A 16,859-nucleotide genomic window follows, 5' to 3' on the forward strand; every position below is an offset into this window, starting at 1 on the left:
GGGCCGCCGGCCTCGGTCGCCGTCGGCGGGGCCTCCGACGGCAACTTCACCGCCGGGGCCGGCACGCCCACCCTGGACGGCCTGGGCGCGGTCGGCGGCGGCGCCCACGCCGACGACGAACACGTGCTGGTCGCCGAACTGCCGGGCCGCACCCGCCTGCTGACCGCCCTGGTCGCCGATCTGCTGACCGCGTAGCGGTGACCCTCCTTGTCCGGCCGGACGAATCCGGCGCCGCCGCCCGGTGCTCGCCGACCAGCTACGGGACGGGAGCGGCTGCGACCATGACCGGCGTGACTGATCTCATCCGTGACCGTCGCGACTCCCGGCCCGTCGAGGCCGCGTGCGCCGCGGCGCAGGCCGCCGCCGACGGCGCGGGCATCGACATCCGCCCTCTGGACAGCGTCGGCGAGCTGGAAGCCGTCCGCCGCCTGTACGAGCACATCTGGCGCACCGGCGAGAACAACCCGCCGGTGACGGCCGACCTGCTGCGCGCGATGTCGAAGGCGGGCAGCTACGTGAGCGGCGCGTTCGACGGCGGCCGGATGGTGGGCGCCTGCTTCGGCTTCTTCTCCCCGCCGGCCCGCGCCGCCCTGCACAGTCACATCGCCGGCGTGCTGGCGGGCATGCAGGGCCGCAACGTCGGCTTCGCGCTGAAGCTGCACCAGCGCGCCTGGGCGATGCGGCGCGGCGTCGGCGAGATCTGCTGGACCTACGACCCCCTGGTACGCCGCAACGCCTACTTCAACCTGGCCAAGCTGGGCGCCACCCCGTCCGAGTACCTGCCGAACTTCTACGGCCCCATGGACGACGACATCAACCGCGCCGACGACACCGACCGCGTCCTGGTCAGCTGGCGGCTGGAGACGCCCGCCGTCGAGGCGGCCTGCGCGGGCCGTCCGGCCCGGACGGACGCGGCGGCGGCCCGGACGGCGGGCGCGGCCGTGGCGCTGGAGGCGTCCGCGGCGGGCGGGCCGCTGACCCGGTACGCCGGCACGCCCACCGTCCTGGTCGGCGTGCCCGGCGACGTCGAGGCGATGCGCGAGAGCGACCCGGCCCGCGCCGCCGACTGGCGCAGGGCGCTGCGGGACGTGCTGGGCGAGCTGCTCGACGGGGGCGCCCGGGTGCGCGGCTTCGACCGTACAGGCTGGTACATCGTGGACAGGCAGGAGACGGAATGAAGATCACCGCAGTCGAGGTCCGCACGGTGGAGATGCCGCTCGTGACGCCGTTCCGCACGTCGTTCGGCACCGAGACGGTACGGCAGGCGGTGCTGGTGCGCGTCGTCACCGACGAGGCCGAGGGCTGGGGCGAGTGCGGCGCGGGCACGGCCCCCCTGTACTCCTCGGAGTACACCCACGCCGCGGCCGACGTGCTGACCCGCTTCCTGGTCCCGGCGCTGGGCGGCGTGGCGGACCTGGACGCGCACAAGGTCGCCCCGGCGCTGGCCGCGTTCAAGGGGCACCGGATGGCCAAGGCCGCGCTGGAGACCGCCGTCCTGGACGCCGACCTGCGCGCCCGCGGCGTCCCGCTGGCCCACGCGCTCGGGGCGGTGCGCGACAGCGTGCCGTGCGGGGTGTCGGTGGGCATCACCGGATCGATCCCGGCGCTGCTCGACGCCGTCGCCGAATACCTGGACGCGGGCTACCTGCGGATCAAGCTGAAGATCGAGCCGGGCTGGGACGTCGAGCCGGTCCGGGCCGTGCGCGAGCGGTTCGGCGACGTCCCGCTCCAGGTGGACGCCAACACCGCGTACGGGCGCGGCGACCTGCGGCACCTGGCCGGGCTGGACCCGTTCGGCCTGCTGCTGATCGAGCAGCCGTTCGCGCAGGACGACCTGATCGGGCACGCCCGGCTGGCCGAGCGCATCACGACGCCGATCTGCCTGGACGAGTCGATCGTCTCGGCCCGCGCCGCCGCCGACGCGATCGCACTCGGGGCCTGCCAGGTGGTGAACATCAAGCCGGGCCGGGTCGGCGGCCATCTGGAGGCCCGGCGGATCCACGACGTCTGCGCCGCGCACGACGTCCCGGTGTGGTGCGGCGGCATGCTGGAGACCGGCGTGGGGCGGGCCGCCAACGTGGCACTCGCCGCGCTGCCCGGGTTCCTGCTGCCGGGCGACACCTCGGCGTCCGATCGCTACTACCGGACCGACCTGACGCCGCCGTTCCGCCTGGTGGACGGGCACCTCGCGGTGCCGACCGGCCCGGGGATCGGCGTCGCCCCCATCCCGGAGGTCCTGGAGGAGGTCACCGTCGCGAAGACCTGGGTGCCGATGCCGTCCTGACCGGTTCGTCCGTTTCGACGGATCAGCCGGTAGCATTTCGTCATGCCGGACGAACGACGTGCCACCGGGGCGGCGCTAGCTTCGGGAGCGTGCTCGTCCCCATGACCGGCCTCCCGCGTGCCAGCCTGGGCCGCGTCCTGGAGGAACTCGGTGCCACCCTGCTCCACGTCGTCTGCGGCGACGCCGCGCTCGGCCAGGACATCGGCGGCGTCGTCATCCACGACCCGCTCGACGAACCCGAGCTGCCCGCAAACGCGCTGGTCCTCGGCGTCGGCCTGCACGACCCGGCCGACGTCGAGCGGGTCGTGACCCGGCTCGGCCGGCACGGCGCCGCCGCGCTGGTGGTCCGCGCGCCCGTCGTCGCCGACGAACGGCTCGTCGCGGCGGCGGCCCGGGCGGGCGTGACCGTGCTGGCCTTCGCCCGCGGCGCGTCCTGGACGCATCTGGCGGGTATGCTGCGCGAGCTGACGTCCGAGGGGGGCCGGCTCGACCCCGACGCGCACGCCTCGGGCCCGATCCGGTCCGGCGACCTGTTCGCCGTCGCCAACGCCATCGCCGCGCTGCTCGACGCGCCGGTCACCATCGAGGACCGCAACTCGCGGCTGCTGGCCTTCTCCAGCCGCCAGGAGGACACCGACACCTCCCGCGTGCGCACGATCCTGGGCCGCCAGGTCCCCGAGCAGTACACCCGCATCCTGGAGGAACGCGGCGTGTTCCAGGCGATCTACCGCAGCGACCGGCCCGTCTTCGTGGCCCCCCTGCCCGACCCCGGCGGAACGCTCCAACCGCCCGCGCTGCCCCGGACGGCGATCGCGGTGCGCGCCGGCGACGAGATCCTCGGCACGATCTGGGTCATCGTCCCCGGGCCGCTGGGCGAGGAGCGCAGCCAGGCGCTCTACGAGGCGTCCAAGCTGGTCGCGATGCACATGGTGTGGCAGCGTGCCGACGCCGACATGGAACGGCGGCTGCGGGCCGAGCTGCTGGGCACCGCGCTGGAGAGCGGGCCCGGCTCCCTGGAGGCCGCGCGCCGCCTCGGCCTGAAGGACGAGCCGGCGGTCGTCCTGGCGCTCACCGTCGTGGGCCCGGCGGGCGAGAGCCCGCTGCCCGCGCAGCTCGCCGCCGAGCGCAGGCGGCTGGCCGACGCCTTCGCCATGCACCTGTCCGCCGTGCACCCGCGGGCCGCCGCCGCGCTGGTCGGCGACGTCGCCTACGGCATCCTGCCGCTGCCGCAGAACCGGCAGGACGCCGAGGAGCGCGCGGTCCTGGTGGCCACCGAGTTCCTGGCCCGGGTCGGCTCCCGCCTGCGCCCGCTGGTCGGCGTCGGGCGGCTGGCCGGGGACGGCTCGGCGCTGGCCCGCTCACGTTCGGGCGCGGACCGGGCGCTGCGCGTGCTGCGGTCGGGCGTCGGCGGCCGGCAGGCGGCCCGCCTGGACGACGTGCACGTGGACGCGCTGCTGCTGGAGCTGGCCGACCTCGTGCCGCGCGGCGACGTCCCCAGCGGGGCGATCGCCCGGATCGTCGCCTACGACAAGGAGCACCAGACGAGCCTGGTCGAGACGCTGGGCGCCTGGCTCGACGCCTTCGGCGACGTCTCGGTGGCCGCCGCCGCGATGTTCGTGCATCCCAACACGTTCCGCTACCGGCTGCGGCGCGCCGCCGAGGTCGGCCGCCTCGACCTCGGCTCCCCGGACGCGCGCCTGTCGGCCATGCTGCAACTGCGCCTGATGTCGATCAGGTCGGCCCCGGACGACTGACCCCGCCGCCGCGCAGGCCGAGCGTCCCGATGAGGAAGGCCAGCCACTCGGCGTCCTGCGCGACCGCGACGTCGTGGGGGGTGGCCGCGCCGTGCCCGGCGTCGTCGAAGACGTGCAGCAGGATCGGCTCGTCCCCCTGCTGGGCCGCCTGGAGGCGGGCGGCGAACTTGCGCGCGTGCCAGGGCCGGCAGCGCGGGTCGGCCGCCCCCGCCTGGATGTAGACCGCGGGGAAGACGCCGGGGCGCACCAGCTCGTACGGCGACATCCGCAGCAGCCGCCGGACCTGCTCGGGGTCGTCCGGGTCGGCCCACGCCTTGCGGATGACGAAGTCGAGGTACGGGTCGCGGACGCCGCCGATCAGGTCCAGCAGCGGCGCCCGCGGCAGGACGGCCCGCCACAGCTCGGGCCGGGTGGTGACGGCGATCCCGCACATGAGCCCGCCGTCGGAGCCGCCGGTCAGCGCGAGCCGGTCGGCGGCGCTCACCCCGTCCGCGATCAGGTGCTCGGCGACCGCCACGAGGTCGGAGTCGCGGACGTGCCGCCGTTCCCGGTGCGCGGCCCGGTACCAGTCCCCGCCGAACTCGCCGCCCCCGCGCAGGTACGCCTGCACCAGCACGCCCCCGGCGGCGACGAACGCGGCCAGGTCGGGCTGGTACTGGGGAAGCAGGGGCACATTGGCCGCCCCGTACGCCGAGACGAGCGTCGGCGCGGGCCGCGCCGGGTCCAGGCCCGCCGGGCGAACCACGTGGTACGGCACCGCGACCCCGTCGGCCGCCACCGCCTGCCCGGCCGTCACCTCGGCGTCGAGGACGACCGCCGGGGCCGACAGGGGCTCCGGCGCGCTCTCGCCGGGGCGGTGCCGGTAGACGCCCCAGGAGCTGGTCAGGGTGGAGAAGGCGAAGACGAAGTCGGCCGCCGGGACGCCGGTGGCCAGGGCGGTCAGCGCGAAGAAGGGGGCGGCGAGCGCGCCCCGGCCGGGCAGGGGCACCTCCCCGGCGACGCGGCCCGCGCGGTCGATGATCCGGACGCGGGCGAACGTCCGGTCGAACTCGCTGAGGTACAGGTGCTCGCCGACCGGTGTGAGGGAGCGCAGCACGGTGTCGCCCTCGGGGACCAGCTCGGCCCATCCCGAGGGGTCGTCCGGGTCGGCGGCGTCGAGCGGGATGGCGACCACCCGTCCGCGCGGCGCGCCGACGTCGGTGACGGCCACGTAGCGGTCGCCGACGATGTGGCCGGCGACCGTGCCGGCGCAGCGGGTGACGAAGGGACGCCAGGCCGCGCCGGGCTCGGACAGGTCGCGGACCGCGCACGGGATCGGACTGCCCACCCGGTGCGCGGCCACCGCCCATCTGCCGTCGGGCGAGTACTGGACGAGCGTGTACTCGCGCGAGCCCGCCGGGACCGGGACCGGCTCCACGACGGTCTCCCCCGGTGTCCCGGGCCGGTGGGAGAAGACCGCCTGCCGGAACTCCTCGGGCGGGCCGGTGAGCGCGAAGAAGGTGAAGCCGCCGCTGTCGGGCGTCCAGGAGACGCCGCCGGCCCAGGCGCTGTGCAGGAGCTGACCGGGCGCGTCGAGCAGCCGGCCGGTGTCCACCTCGACGAGCCGGACGGTGTTGTGCTCGCTGCCGTCGACGCACACGCCGAGGGCCAGGACGCGGCCGTCCGGGGAGGGCGCCAGCCAGGACAGCACCGCCGGGCCCTCCTGGCCGCCGAACCCGGCCAGGTCGGCCACCGTCCGCCCGGGGCCGTAGGGCCGGTCGGCGACGACCACGGCGGACGCCGTCCCGCCCGGCGGGGTGACCGGGCGGAACCAGCGGCCGGCCGCGTACCTGGGCAGGGTGGGGCGGGAGCCGCTGTCGTAGGCCCGGATCAGGTCCCGGACGACGGCCGGGTCCTGGCCGTCGTGGGCGACGGCGGCGGCCAGCTCGGCCTGCCGCCGCTGCCACCGCCGCACCTCGGGCGTCTCCTCCTCCAGCCACCGGTACGGATCGGGCACGCGGACGCCCGCGACGTCCTCGACGACCTCGACGGTGCGCGCGGGCGGGTAGGGAAGAGTCACGGTGCCTCCGACGGTCTGGAACGGACGGGCTGCTGTTGTGGAGAGGCGGGCTGTTCCGGAGGGGCGGGCGGGGCGGCCGGCGGGGTGGCGGCGGCGAACTCGGCCTGGAGCCGTTCGAACGCGCCGGGGACCCGGGTGACCCGGCGGACGTGGACGAGGGCGTCGTAGGCGGCCGGGAAGTCGTCCACGGGGTCGAGGCCGCCGCTCGCGAGCGTGCCGTCGATCCCGTCGAACAGCTCGGCCGGCGCGCGGCGCAGGTCGACCACGGTCACCGGCGGCCCGAGACGGTCCAGCGACGCCTCGACGCAGTTCGGCGGCAGGGTCGTCCGGGTCTCCAGCGAGACGTCGCAGTCGAACGGGCGCGGGGAGCGCTGCGTGAAACGGACCTCCGGGCCGCGGCCGTAGGTCGCGCCGACGACGACCAGGCCGGTTCCCAGGGACTCGGCGAGCAGGCCGCCCAGCGTCGGCCGGCCGTGGAAGGGCGAGCGCCGGACGTGGGAGTTGTGCGCGCTGACGACGATCCGCTCCTCCCGTTCGAGCACCCATTCCACGGTCTCGGCCATGAACCGGTCCCGGGGCCAGGGCGCGTCCGGCCGCACGTCGCCCTCGGCCTCGTCGGCGAACGCCTGGAGGGAGGCCGCGCACCGGCGCAGCACCGGGTCGTCCAGCAGGAGCGCGCGCCCGGCCAGCTCGCGCAGCCCCGCGAGGAGCCGGGCGCGACCGGCGGCGGGCATGGCCGCGTACCGGACCGCCGCCTCGGTACGGCCGCCCAGGTCGCTCAGGAGCAGCAGCTCCTCGTCGCCCGGCCCGGCCGGCATGCGGTCCAGGCACGCGCGCACCGCCGGGCCGGGCGAGGTGGACGAGCCGGGCAGGTCCATGCCGTAGAAGGAGACCTTCGCCGGGCCGCCGGAGTTGCGGCGCCGCATCCAGCGCAGGTGCCGGCGCACCGGCTCGCACTCGCCGAACCGGTAGGTGATGCCGTCGCGGGCGACCGCCGCGGCCTCCCCCGGCCCGCCGTGGACCCAGGCGTCCACGGTCAGGCCCTCGGCGAAGCCGGACTCCATCACGAACGCCGAGAACCCCAGCTCGCGCACGAGGACGCGGAACAGCCGGTCCTTGAGCCGGTGGAACTCGGTGACGTTGTGCGCCCCCTCACCGACGGCCACCACCCTGGCGTCGCCGACCAGCTCGCGCAGCGTACGGTCGTCCGCGAGGGAGGCGGCGGCCGGGTCGAGGTGGCGCAGCGGCCGGGCGAAGGCGTCCTGGATCATGCGTGGTAGTACCAGAGCTCGGGCGTGTACAGGTAGCTGAGCAGGGCGCGGAACGACGACTGCGGGCCGGACAGCGTGTCCTTCCACACCACCAGGGTGTGCGGGGTCGGGAAGAACAGCACGGGAAGCTCCTCGGCGATCCTGGTCACCTCGGCCGACAGGGCCTTGGCGTCGGCCCCGAAGGTCGAGGCGTCGATGAGCCGGTCCACCTCGTCGTCGCGGTAGCTGCCCAGGTTGAAGCTGCCCTTGGCGTTGAACACCGTGTTGCTGCTGGGGTAGCCGGCCGCCAGGTAGAGCGGGCCGTAGTCCTGCATCGCCCATTCGTTCTTGGTGGCGGGGGCGAAGGTGTTGCCGTAGTTGGCGTACATGTAGGTGAGGGACTTGGTGACGATCTTGACCTCGACGCCGAGCTTCTTGGCCGCCGAGGCGAAGGCGACGTCCCGGGCGCCGACGTAGGCGGGGGTGTTCGCCGAGGCCAGGGTGAAGCTGATCTTCTGTCCGCGCGGGATGCCGGCGCCGCACTCGCCCGTCCCGATGCCGGGCCGCACGCAGGTGGTGGAGCCGTTCGGGACCACCTGCCAGCCGTTGTCGGTGAGCAGCCTGGCCGCCGCCGCCGGGTCGTGCGGGTACGGCGGCGCGTCCCCGAACGCCGGCGGGTACGGCGAGCCGCTGCCCGCCGTGCTGTAGTTGGGCGAGCCGGCGCCGTTGTAGATGCCCCGGCCGGCGATGTAGCCCGGCTGGTCGATCAGGCGCTGGAACGCCTGCCGGACGTACGGCTGGGCGATGATCTTGTCGAAGCCGTTCGCCGTGTTGCCGAAGTTGATGGTCAGCGAGTCGAACCGGGCGGGCGCGGGCGCGCCGTAGACGTTGAACCCCTTGGCCTTCAGCGCGCCGATCTGGGTGATGAAGCTGGAGTCCAGCGTGCCGACGGTCAGGTTGCCCGCCTTGAACTGGTTGAGCACCGCGGCGGCCGAGGTGAAGGCCTTGAAGTCGACCTGGTCCAGCCGCGACTCACCCGGCCCGCTGTAGGACTCGTTCGGCGCCAGCGAGAACGAGCCGGTCGTCGGGTCGAAGCTCTTGAGCCGGAACGGGCCGTTGACCACCTGCCACAGCGGGTTCGTGGCGAACGTGGACTGCGACTCCGACTCCTTCGTCAGGTACTTGTAGATCGCCTTGGCGTTCTTCGGCTCGGTGTAGTCGAGGTGCGGTCCGCCGGCGCGGTCGATGTCCCACGCCTTGGACGGCATCACGTACAGCAGCGTCAGCATCGACATCAGGTACGACGGGTTGTAGGCCGTCTCCAGTTCGAGGGTCAACGTGCCGGGCGCGGCGGCCTTGGCGGTGACCCCGTCGGGGAACTGGCCCGGGGTGTAGAAGCTCCAGTTGGCCGGGCTCTCCGCGAGCGCCGCCTTGAGCAGTGTCAGGGAGAAGACGACGTCATCGGCGGTGACCGGGGTGCCGTCGGACCACTTGTAGTCCTTCATCCTGATGGTCACGGTCTTGCGGTCGGGGCTGTAGTCGGGCGGCTCGGCCAGGCTCAGCTCGGCGTCGGCCACCTGGTCGCCCTCGCCGCTGGGCCGGTAGAGGGAGCGCCACATCAGGCCGCGGGCGATGACGGTCCCGTTGGCGGCGGCCGGCGGGTAGGGGTAGATGTAGTTCGGGCTGAGGCCGGGGGTCAGCGCGACCGTGACCGTGCCGCCGTCCTTGGGCTTGCCCGACTGCGCCGGCTGGCTGGCGTAGCCGGCGGCGGCGTCCTTGGCGGCGCCTCCGCCGCCGGTGCACGCTGTGGCCAGCACCGCCACCGCGGCGGCGAGCGCCACCGCCAGGCGTGCTCGCGGCTTTCCGGACACGTGCGTCATTGCGGGCTCCTACATGTGGGGGTGGAGAAGAGCGAAGGGGCCGCAGGGGCCGCGGCCTCGCGGGGGACGAAGCGCATCAGTCGGCCCGCCGCCCGACGGCGTCGCGCAGGGCGTCGGCGAGCAGGTTGAGCGCCAGCACGGTCAGGACGATGCAGCCCCCGACCGGGTAGATCAGCCACCAGTAGTCGGCCGAGATGTAGGCGACGCCGCCGGCGAGCTGGCTGCCCCAGTCCTCGGTCGGGTACGTCAGGCCGAACCCCAGGAAGCCCAGCGCCGCCACGACGAGGATCGCGTCGGCGACCTGGAACGTGATGTTGACGATGATCACGCCGAGCGCGTTCGGGATCAGGTGGGTGAGGATGAGCCGCCGGCGGGAGGCGCCCATCACCCGCGCGGCCAGCACGAACTCCCGCACCCGCAGCGTCAGCACCTCGCCGCGGACCAGCCGGGCGGAGACCAGCCAGGAGAACCCGCCGATGACCAGGCTCAGCGACAGGGCGTCGGCGTGGAAGCGGGCCGACAGGATCAGCACGAAGAACAGGAACGGCACCGACAACATGACGTCGACCAGCCGCATCAGGAAGCCGTCCACCACGCCTCCGGCCAGCCCGGCGACCGCGCCGTACAGGGTGCCGATCGCGGTGGCGAACAGGGCGGCGAGCAGGCCGATCTGGAGCGACAGGCGGCCGCCGGCCATCAGCCGGCCGAGCACGTCGAAGCCGTTGGCGTCCGTGCCGAGCGGATGCCCGGGGCCGGGGGGCAGGGCGGCGTTGACCAGGTCCACGTCGATCTGGTTGGTGCGGTAGATCAGCGGCCCCAGGAAGCAGAACCCGGCGATCAGCAGCAGGAGCAGGCCGCCGGCCAGGCCGAGCGGGCTGCGCCGGAGCCCGCGCAGCACCGGGAGCCGGCGCCGCGCGGAGGGTGTCTCGGCCTCGGGCCGCGCGTCCACGTTCTGGGTGGTCATTTGCTCAGCTCGATTCGGCGGTCGGCGGCGGCGACCACGAGGTCGGCGACGAAGTTGCCGGCCACGGTCAGGACGCCGCCGACGAGGGTGTAGGCGAGCAGCACCGGATAGTCCTCGCGTTGCAGGCTGTTGAGGAACAGCAGGCCGAGGCCGGGATAGTTGAACAGCGACTCGACGATCAGGTTGCCCGCCAGCAGCGTGGGGATCAGCGTGCCGACCAGCGTGACCAGCGGCAGGCAGGCGTTGCGCAGCAGGTGGCGGAGCAGGACCAGCCGCTCCGGCAGGCCCTTGGCGCGCGCCACCCTGATGTAGTCCAGACCGAGCTGGTCCAGCGCCGAGGAGCGCTGGTACTGCGCGAACACCGCCACGCCGGCCGCGGCGAGCGTGATGACCGGCAGCGCCATGGCCCGCGGATCGGTGAAGACGACCCACGGCGAGTGCGACTGGGACGCCTCGGCCGGGAAGAACGGGAGCGCCTGGCTGAACACGGCGATCAGGATCAGCCCGAGCAGGAACGACGGCGTCGCGTAGAGCACGTACGAGGCGGCCGTGAGGAGCCGGTCGGCGACGCTGTTGCGCCTGACCGCCTGGAGCACGCCGAGCGGCACGGCGATCACCAGCGCCAGCGCCAGCCCGGCCGCCGACAGCATCGCGCTGCGGCCGGCGTTCTGCCCGAGCAGGGTCGCCACGTTCTCGTTCAGCTTGTACGACCTGCCCAGGTCGCCGTGGGCCAGCTGGCCCAGGTAGCCGACGTACTGGGCGAGGACCGGGCGGTCGAACCCGTGCTGCCGGTTGAAGTCGGCGACCGCCTCGGGCGAGGCGCGCTGCCCGAGGACGACCCGGCCGGGGCTGTCGGAGACGAGGTGCAGCAGCAGGAAGACCACCGCGGAGATCCCGAGCAGGACGACGACCGAGATCGCCAGCCGCCGGACGACGTACCAGGTCATGACCGGGAGGCTCCCTTCAGCGAGGTGGCCGCGGGTTCGAGCGGCTGGAGCGGGTGGTGGCAGGCGACCTGATGGGTGCCGGTGACCTGCCGTGGGAGGGGTTCGGCCTGCGCGCACACGTCGTCGGCCAGGGCGCAGCGGGTGCGGAAGCGGCAGCCGCTGGGCGGGTCGATCGGGCTCGGCAGCTCGCCGCGTACGCGGGCGCCGCGCGGCTGCCGGGCCTCGGGGTCCGCGTCGGGGACGGCGGCGAGCAGGCCGGCGGTGTAGGGGTGGGCGGGAGCGCCGTACACCTCTTCGGTGGTACCGGTCTCGACCAGTTTGCCCAGGTACATGACGCCGACCCGGTCGGCCAGGTAGCGCACGACGGCCAGGTCGTGCGAGATCACCACGCTGCTGAGGCCGCGCTCGATCTGGATGCCGCGCATGAGGTTGAGCACCTGGGAGCGGATGGAGACGTCGAGGGCGCTGACCGGCTCGTCGGCGACCAGCACCGCCGGGTCGAGGGCCAGGGCGCGGGCCAGGTTCACCCGCTGCCGCTGCCCGCCGGACAGCTCGTGGGGGTAGCGGTCCATGACGCTGCCGGGCAGCCCGACGTCCCGCAGCAGCTCGCGGGCGCGGGCCGTGCGGTGGGCGCGGTCGCCCGAGCCCTGGATCGCCATCGGCTCGCGCAGGATCGTGCCGATGCGCATGCGGGGGTCGAGGGCGGCGCCGGAGTCCTGGAACATCATCTGCAGCCGGCCGCGGCGCGGCCCGAGCGCCCGCGCGCTCATCCGGCTGACCGGCTCGCCGTCGAAGATCACTTCGCCGGAGGTGGGCCGGTCGAGGGCGACGAGCATCCTGCCGAGGGTGGACTTCCCGCAGCCCGACTCGCCGACCAGCCCGAACGTCTCCCCCGCCGCCACCTCGAAGCTGACGCCCGAGACCGCCTTCAGGGTGCGGCGCCCGCCGAACAGGCCCCTGCCGCCGACCGGGTACTCGCGCCTGAGGTCGACGACGCGCAACCGCGGGTCCTCCGCCCGCCCCTGCGACCCCGCCGGGCGGGTGACGAACCGGGCCTGGACCCGCTCGGCCGGTCCGGAGGCCGGGTGGTGGCAGGCGTGGACGTGCCCGCCGTCCTCCGCCGAGGGAGCCGGACGCTCCTCCCGGCACCGGTCGGTGGCGGCGTCGCAGCGCGGCGCGAACGGGCAGCCGGGCCCGGCCGCGGTCAGGTCGGGCGGCGCGCCGGGGATGCTGAACAGCCGCTCGGCCCTGTCGTGGGTGAGCGAGGGGATCGAGGACAGCAGCGCGTGCGTGTAGCGGTGCCGGGTCCGGCCGAAGAGCACGGGGGTGGGGGCGGTCTCGGCCAGGCGGCCGGCGTACATGACGCCGACGCGGTCGGCGTGCCGGGCGATGACGCCCATGTCGTGGGTGATGAGGATCATCGACATGCCGAGCCGGGAGCGCAGGTCGTCCAGGAGGTCGAGGATCTCGGCCTGGATGGTGACGTCCAGGGCCGTGGTCGGCTCGTCGGCGATGACGACGCGCGGCTCGCACGCCAGCGCCATCGCGATCATCACGCGCTGCCGCATGCCGCCCGAGAGCTGGTGCGGGTAGTCGTCCATGCGCTCGGCCGGGCGGGGCAGGCCGACCAGGGCGAGCACCTCTGCGGCGCGTTCGCGGGCGGCCCGCCTGGAGGCGCCCTGGTGCAGCCGTACCGGCTCGGCGACCTGTTCGCCGACGCGCCGGGTCGGGTTCAGCGCGGTCAGCGAGTCCTGGAACACCATCGCGATCTCGTTGCCGCGCAGCGCCCGGTAGCGCGCGGCGGGCAGGCCGACCAGCTCCTCGCCGCCGAAGTCGATCGAGCCGCCGGTCACCCGGCCGCCGGCCGGCAGCATGCCCATGATCGCGAGACCGGTCATGGACTTGCCGGACCCGGTCTCGCCGACGATCCCCAGGGTCTCGCCGCGGTTCAGCGCCAGACTGACGTCCGAGACCGGGCGGACGACCCTGTCGCCGCGCCGGATCTCGACCGACAGATCCCGGATCGCCAGCACGCGATCGCTCTCCAAATCCATCCGACGATAGTGGGACCCGCGCCCCCGGCGGTGTTCGTCGCGGTCATCGAACGTTGGGGACCGGGTTCGTCCGGGCGGACCAACTGATCGGCGGGTGGCGGGCATGGGAAGGGCCCGCCCGGCGCGGGTGGCGCGGGCGGGCCCTTCCGGTTCGGGTGGTTCAGGCGGACGCGCGGCGGTCGGCGCGGCCGTCGTGCAGGTACAGGGCGCGGCCGGTGCCGTCGTCGCCGAGGAAGGCGATCGGCGCGTGCACGCCGCGCTCGGGTTCGAGCGGGAGCACGACGTCGCCGCGCCAGGCGGCCAGCTCGGTGCGGTACGGCACCTCGTCCAGCTCGGCGGTGATCCCGACGGGCGTCCGCCGCAGCCACAGCCGCCCGGCCTCGTCGAGGCTCACCTCGGTCTCGCAGGTGCTCGACGTGTACGTGCCGACATAGCGGGCGGCGTCGGCGGGCGGCACGGAGACCGCGCGGGGCGCCGGGGGCGCGGGCAGCCGGACCCCGCCCAGCTCGTCCAGCACGCGCCCGGCGATCTCGGCGAACACCGGCCGCGACCGGCCGCCGTTGGCGACGATCACCACGGCGACGTCGCGGCCCGGCACGACGCGCAGGCACGCCGACTGGCCGACGGTGCTGCCGTCATGGCCGAAGACCGTGCCGCCGGGCAGGTCGAACAGCTCCCACCCCAGGCCCCAGGCCGTGCCCTGGCCGATGTCGGGCAGCGTGACCTGCGGCCGGCGCATCGCCCTGACGCTCTCCGCGCTCAGCAGGCGGACGCCGTCCGGGCCGGTGCCGCCGGCCAGGTGCATGCGGGCGAAGGCCAGCAGGTCACGCGGCGGCATCGCCAGCATCGACCCGGCGGGCGCGTTCGAGCGGGCCAGCGCCCACACCGGGGTCGGCCGGTACGGGCCGTCCGGCGTGCGCTGGACGTGGCCGACCGCCGTGCGGTGCACGATCGCCTCGTACGGGTCGCAGGCGGCGTGGGTCATGCCGAGCGGCGTGAGCAGGTGGTCGCGCAGGCACGCGTCGAACGGCTTGCCCCGCACGACCTCGACGATCCGGCCCAGCACGCAGTAGCCGGCGTTGTTGTAGGAGAACATCTCGCCGGGCTCGAACAGCTGCGGCACCTCGTGCAGGACGTCCAGGAAGCGTTCGACGCAGTCGTCGCCCTTGCCGGTGTCGGTGAAGACGTCCCCCTCGAAGCCGGAGACGTGGCACATGAGCTGCCGGGTGGTGATCCGCCGCGCGGCCCGCTCGTCGCCGATCCGGAACTCCGGGAGGTGGGCGCGCACGGGCGCGTCGAGGTCGAGCCGCCCCTCGTCGGCCAGTTGCATGGCCAGCGTCGCGGTCAGCACCTTGGTGATCGAGCCGATCTGGAACAGGGAGCCGGTGGTGGCCTCGACGCCCGTGGCCGTGCTCAGCGTCCCGGCCGCGACCTCGACCGTCTCCCGGCCCGCGGCGACCGCCACGGCGGCCCCGGGCACCTCGTTCTCGGCGAGCAGCCCCGCCAGCCGGTGACGCAGCCACGCACCGATCTCCTCCAGCTCCGGCACCGGTGTCCCCCCTGGCTCGACTCCGCCCGACCCTAGAGCCGACGGGAACAACCCGGTTCGTCCACTGCCACTATGCCTGGCCCGATTCTTCGTCGGAATGACTCAGACCGATGTGATCTATGACAGATATTTCAGTATTGCCTGACTCGCTGTCATATGCGATGTTCCGCTCACAAGCCGCATGAGCACAGCTCATGTCACCCCCGGAGAAAGGCGTTTTCCATGCGTCGAATCTCAACCCTGTTAGCCCTGGCCTCCGGCGTCTGCCTGGCACTGTCCGGCTGGGCCACCGCCGCCGAGGCCAACTCCCCGGCCGCCGCCGACCAGCAGCGCTACATCGTCCAGCTCTCGGGCGTGTCGCGCGCGCAGGTGGCGAACGAGGCGCAGCAGCAGGTCACGGCGCACAAGGGCGTACTGGTGGGAACCTACCGGTACGCCTTCCACGGCTACACGGCCCTTCTCACCCCCGACGAGGCCGCCAAGCTGAAGAGTGAGCCCGGCGTGCTCACCGTCGAGCCCGACCAGGAGGTGCACGCCTTCGCGCAGACCGTACCCAGCGGCATCAAGCGCATCTACGCCGACCAGAACATCAACCTCGACATCGACGGCACCGACGACGCCCGCGTGGACGTGGACGCGGCGGTCGTGGACACCGGCGTCGACCTCGACCACCCCGACCTGAACGTGGTGGCCAGCACCAACTGCACCAGCGGCGTCTGCTCGGGCACCGGCGACGACGACAACGGGCACGGCAGCCACGTGGCCGGCACGATCGGCGCCATCGACAACGCGATCGGCGCGGTCGGCGTCGCCCCCGGCGCCCGCATCCACGCCGTCAAGGTGCTCAACTCGGCGGGCTCCGGCACGCTGGCCGGCATCGCCGCGGGCCTCGACTGGGTCGTGGCCAGGGCGAGCACGATCGAGGTCATCAACCTGAGCCTCGGCTGCCAGGGCTGCAGCAGCTCCGCGATCAGCAACGCGATCACGAACGCCACCAACGCGGGCATCGTCGTCGTCGTGGCCGCGGGCAACAGCACGGCCGACGCCTCCGGCTTCTTCCCGGCCAACCACCCCGACGTCGTCACCGTCTCGGCCGTGACCGACTTCGACGGCCAGCCCGGCGGCCTCGTCGGGACGATCACCGTGCCGTGCCGCACCGACGGCGCCACCGACACCGACGACACGCTCGCCTGGTACTCCAACTACGGCACCACCGTCGAGGTCGCGGCCCCGGGCACCTGCATCTACTCCACGTGGATGAACGGCGGCTACAACACCATCAGCGGCACCTCCATGGCCAGCCCGCACGTCGCGGGCGCGGCGGCCGTGCTGACCAGCGGCGCGAACAAGCCCACCACCCGGGCCGGGGCGCTGGCCGTACGGGACAAGCTCAAGAACACCGGCAACCTGAACTGGACCGACGACGCCACCGACGGGGTCAAGGAGCCCCTGCTCGACGTGCACGACTCCAGCCAGTACCCGCCGACGACCGGTGGCAACCAGCCTCCGGTGGCGAGCTTCACCCAGTCGTGCGACAACACCACGCGGGTGTGCTCGTTCAACGGCTCCGGCTCCAGCGACCCGGACGGGACCGTCGCCTCCTACGCGTGGAGCTTCGGCGACGGCGCCACCGGCAGCGGCGCGACCGTGTCGCACACCTACGCCGCCGCGGGCACGTACAACGTGACCCTCACCGTGACCGACAACGGCGGGGCCACGAACGCCACCAGCAAGAGCATCACGGTCGGGACCACGCCCGGGAACTGCACCGGCTACCAGACGCCGTTCTCCGGCAACCTGACCAGCGGGCAGAACGTGTACTACCCGAACAGCTCCGGGTACACGGCCGCCGCCGGGACGCAGCGCGCGTGCCTCGACGGGCCCGCCGGCGTGGACTTCGACCTGTACCTGCAGAAGCAGGGCATCCTCGGCTGGACCACGGTGGCCAGCAGCACCAGCAGCGGGCCCGACGAGACCCTGACCTACAACGGGACGGCGGGCACCTACCGCGTCCGCGTGTACGCGTACAGCGGATCCGGCGCCTACACGGGCGGCTACACCAAGCCGTAGCCGTTCGATCTCCGCGACCCCGTGCCTCCGCACGGGGTCGCCCCCCCC

At 73.9% G+C, this 16,859-nt stretch carries 12 protein-coding genes; 5 read left to right on the forward strand and 7 right to left on the reverse strand.

Going from position 1 to position 16,859, the window contains the following annotated elements:
• From ABZ815_RS51735 to ABZ815_RS51750, 4 genes are all read left to right on the forward strand, one after another.
• Window positions 1-195, forward strand: a 195-nt coding sequence (locus tag ABZ815_RS51735) for a M20/M25/M40 family metallo-hydrolase (RefSeq protein ID WP_357710666.1), incomplete at its 5' end; no start/stop codon positions are given.
• A gap of 95 nt (window positions 196-290) precedes the next feature.
• Window positions 291-1,178, forward strand: a complete 888-nt coding sequence (locus ABZ815_RS51740) for a GNAT family N-acetyltransferase (protein WP_357710669.1) — start codon at window positions 291-293, stop codon at window positions 1,176-1,178.
• A complete protein-coding gene (gene menC, locus ABZ815_RS51745) occupies window positions 1,175-2,284 on the forward strand; it encodes an o-succinylbenzoate synthase (RefSeq protein WP_357710672.1) in 1,110 nt (369 codons plus the stop codon). Before ABZ815_RS51740 ends, menC begins: the two co-directional genes overlap by 4 nt.
• An 89-nt stretch (window positions 2,285-2,373) precedes the next feature.
• On the forward strand, window positions 2,374-4,038 hold the full coding sequence (locus ABZ815_RS51750; protein WP_357710674.1) for a helix-turn-helix domain-containing protein: 1,665 nt from the start codon (window positions 2,374-2,376) through the stop codon (window positions 4,036-4,038).
• On the opposite strand, the gene ABZ815_RS51755 is transcribed toward ABZ815_RS51750, so the two are convergent.
• The 7 genes from ABZ815_RS51755 to ABZ815_RS51785 form a co-directional block, all read right to left on the reverse strand.
• Complete coding sequence (locus ABZ815_RS51755; protein WP_357710677.1) at window positions 4,016-6,097, reverse strand: prolyl oligopeptidase family serine peptidase; 2,082 nt, start codon at window positions 6,095-6,097, stop codon at window positions 4,016-4,018. The genes ABZ815_RS51750 and ABZ815_RS51755 overlap by 23 nt on opposite strands.
• On the reverse strand, window positions 6,094-7,368 hold the full coding sequence (locus ABZ815_RS51760; protein ID WP_357710679.1) for an erythromycin esterase family protein: 1,275 nt from the start codon (window positions 7,366-7,368) through the stop codon (window positions 6,094-6,096). Before ABZ815_RS51760 ends, ABZ815_RS51755 begins: the two co-directional genes overlap by 4 nt.
• On the reverse strand, window positions 7,365-9,227 hold the full coding sequence (locus tag ABZ815_RS51765; RefSeq protein ID WP_357710682.1) for an ABC transporter substrate-binding protein: 1,863 nt from the start codon (window positions 9,225-9,227) through the stop codon (window positions 7,365-7,367). Before ABZ815_RS51765 ends, ABZ815_RS51760 begins: the two co-directional genes overlap by 4 nt.
• A 76-nt stretch (window positions 9,228-9,303) precedes the next feature.
• The gene (locus ABZ815_RS51770; RefSeq protein ID WP_357710685.1) at window positions 9,304-10,191 is read right to left on the reverse strand and encodes an ABC transporter permease; all 888 of its coding nucleotides are present in this window, start codon (window positions 10,189-10,191) and stop codon (window positions 9,304-9,306) included.
• Complete coding sequence (locus tag ABZ815_RS51775; protein WP_357710687.1) at window positions 10,188-11,138, reverse strand: ABC transporter permease; 951 nt, start codon at window positions 11,136-11,138, stop codon at window positions 10,188-10,190. The genes ABZ815_RS51770 and ABZ815_RS51775 overlap by 4 nt, the downstream gene beginning before the upstream one ends.
• Complete coding sequence (locus tag ABZ815_RS51780; protein WP_357710691.1) at window positions 11,135-13,192, reverse strand: ABC transporter ATP-binding protein; 2,058 nt, start codon at window positions 13,190-13,192, stop codon at window positions 11,135-11,137. Before ABZ815_RS51780 ends, ABZ815_RS51775 begins: the two co-directional genes overlap by 4 nt.
• A gap of 160 nt (window positions 13,193-13,352) precedes the next feature.
• Window positions 13,353-14,741, reverse strand: coding sequence for a serine hydrolase (locus tag ABZ815_RS51785; RefSeq protein WP_357710693.1), 1,389 nt, complete (start codon window positions 14,739-14,741; stop codon window positions 13,353-13,355).
• A 222-nt stretch (window positions 14,742-14,963) separates the two neighbouring features.
• Here ABZ815_RS51785 and ABZ815_RS51790 point away from each other — a divergent pair, with 222 nt between their 5' ends.
• Window positions 14,964-16,811: a S8 family serine peptidase gene (locus ABZ815_RS51790; protein ID WP_357710696.1), complete on the forward strand. Its 1,848-nt coding sequence runs from the start codon at window positions 14,964-14,966 to the stop codon at window positions 16,809-16,811.
• The last annotated feature ends 48 nt before the right edge of the window (window positions 16,812-16,859 follow it).

Origin of the sequence: Nonomuraea sp. NPDC047529 (assembly GCF_040642995.1) — a bacterium.
In the GTDB taxonomy this organism is placed as follows: domain Bacteria; phylum Actinomycetota; class Actinomycetes; order Streptosporangiales; family Streptosporangiaceae; genus Nonomuraea.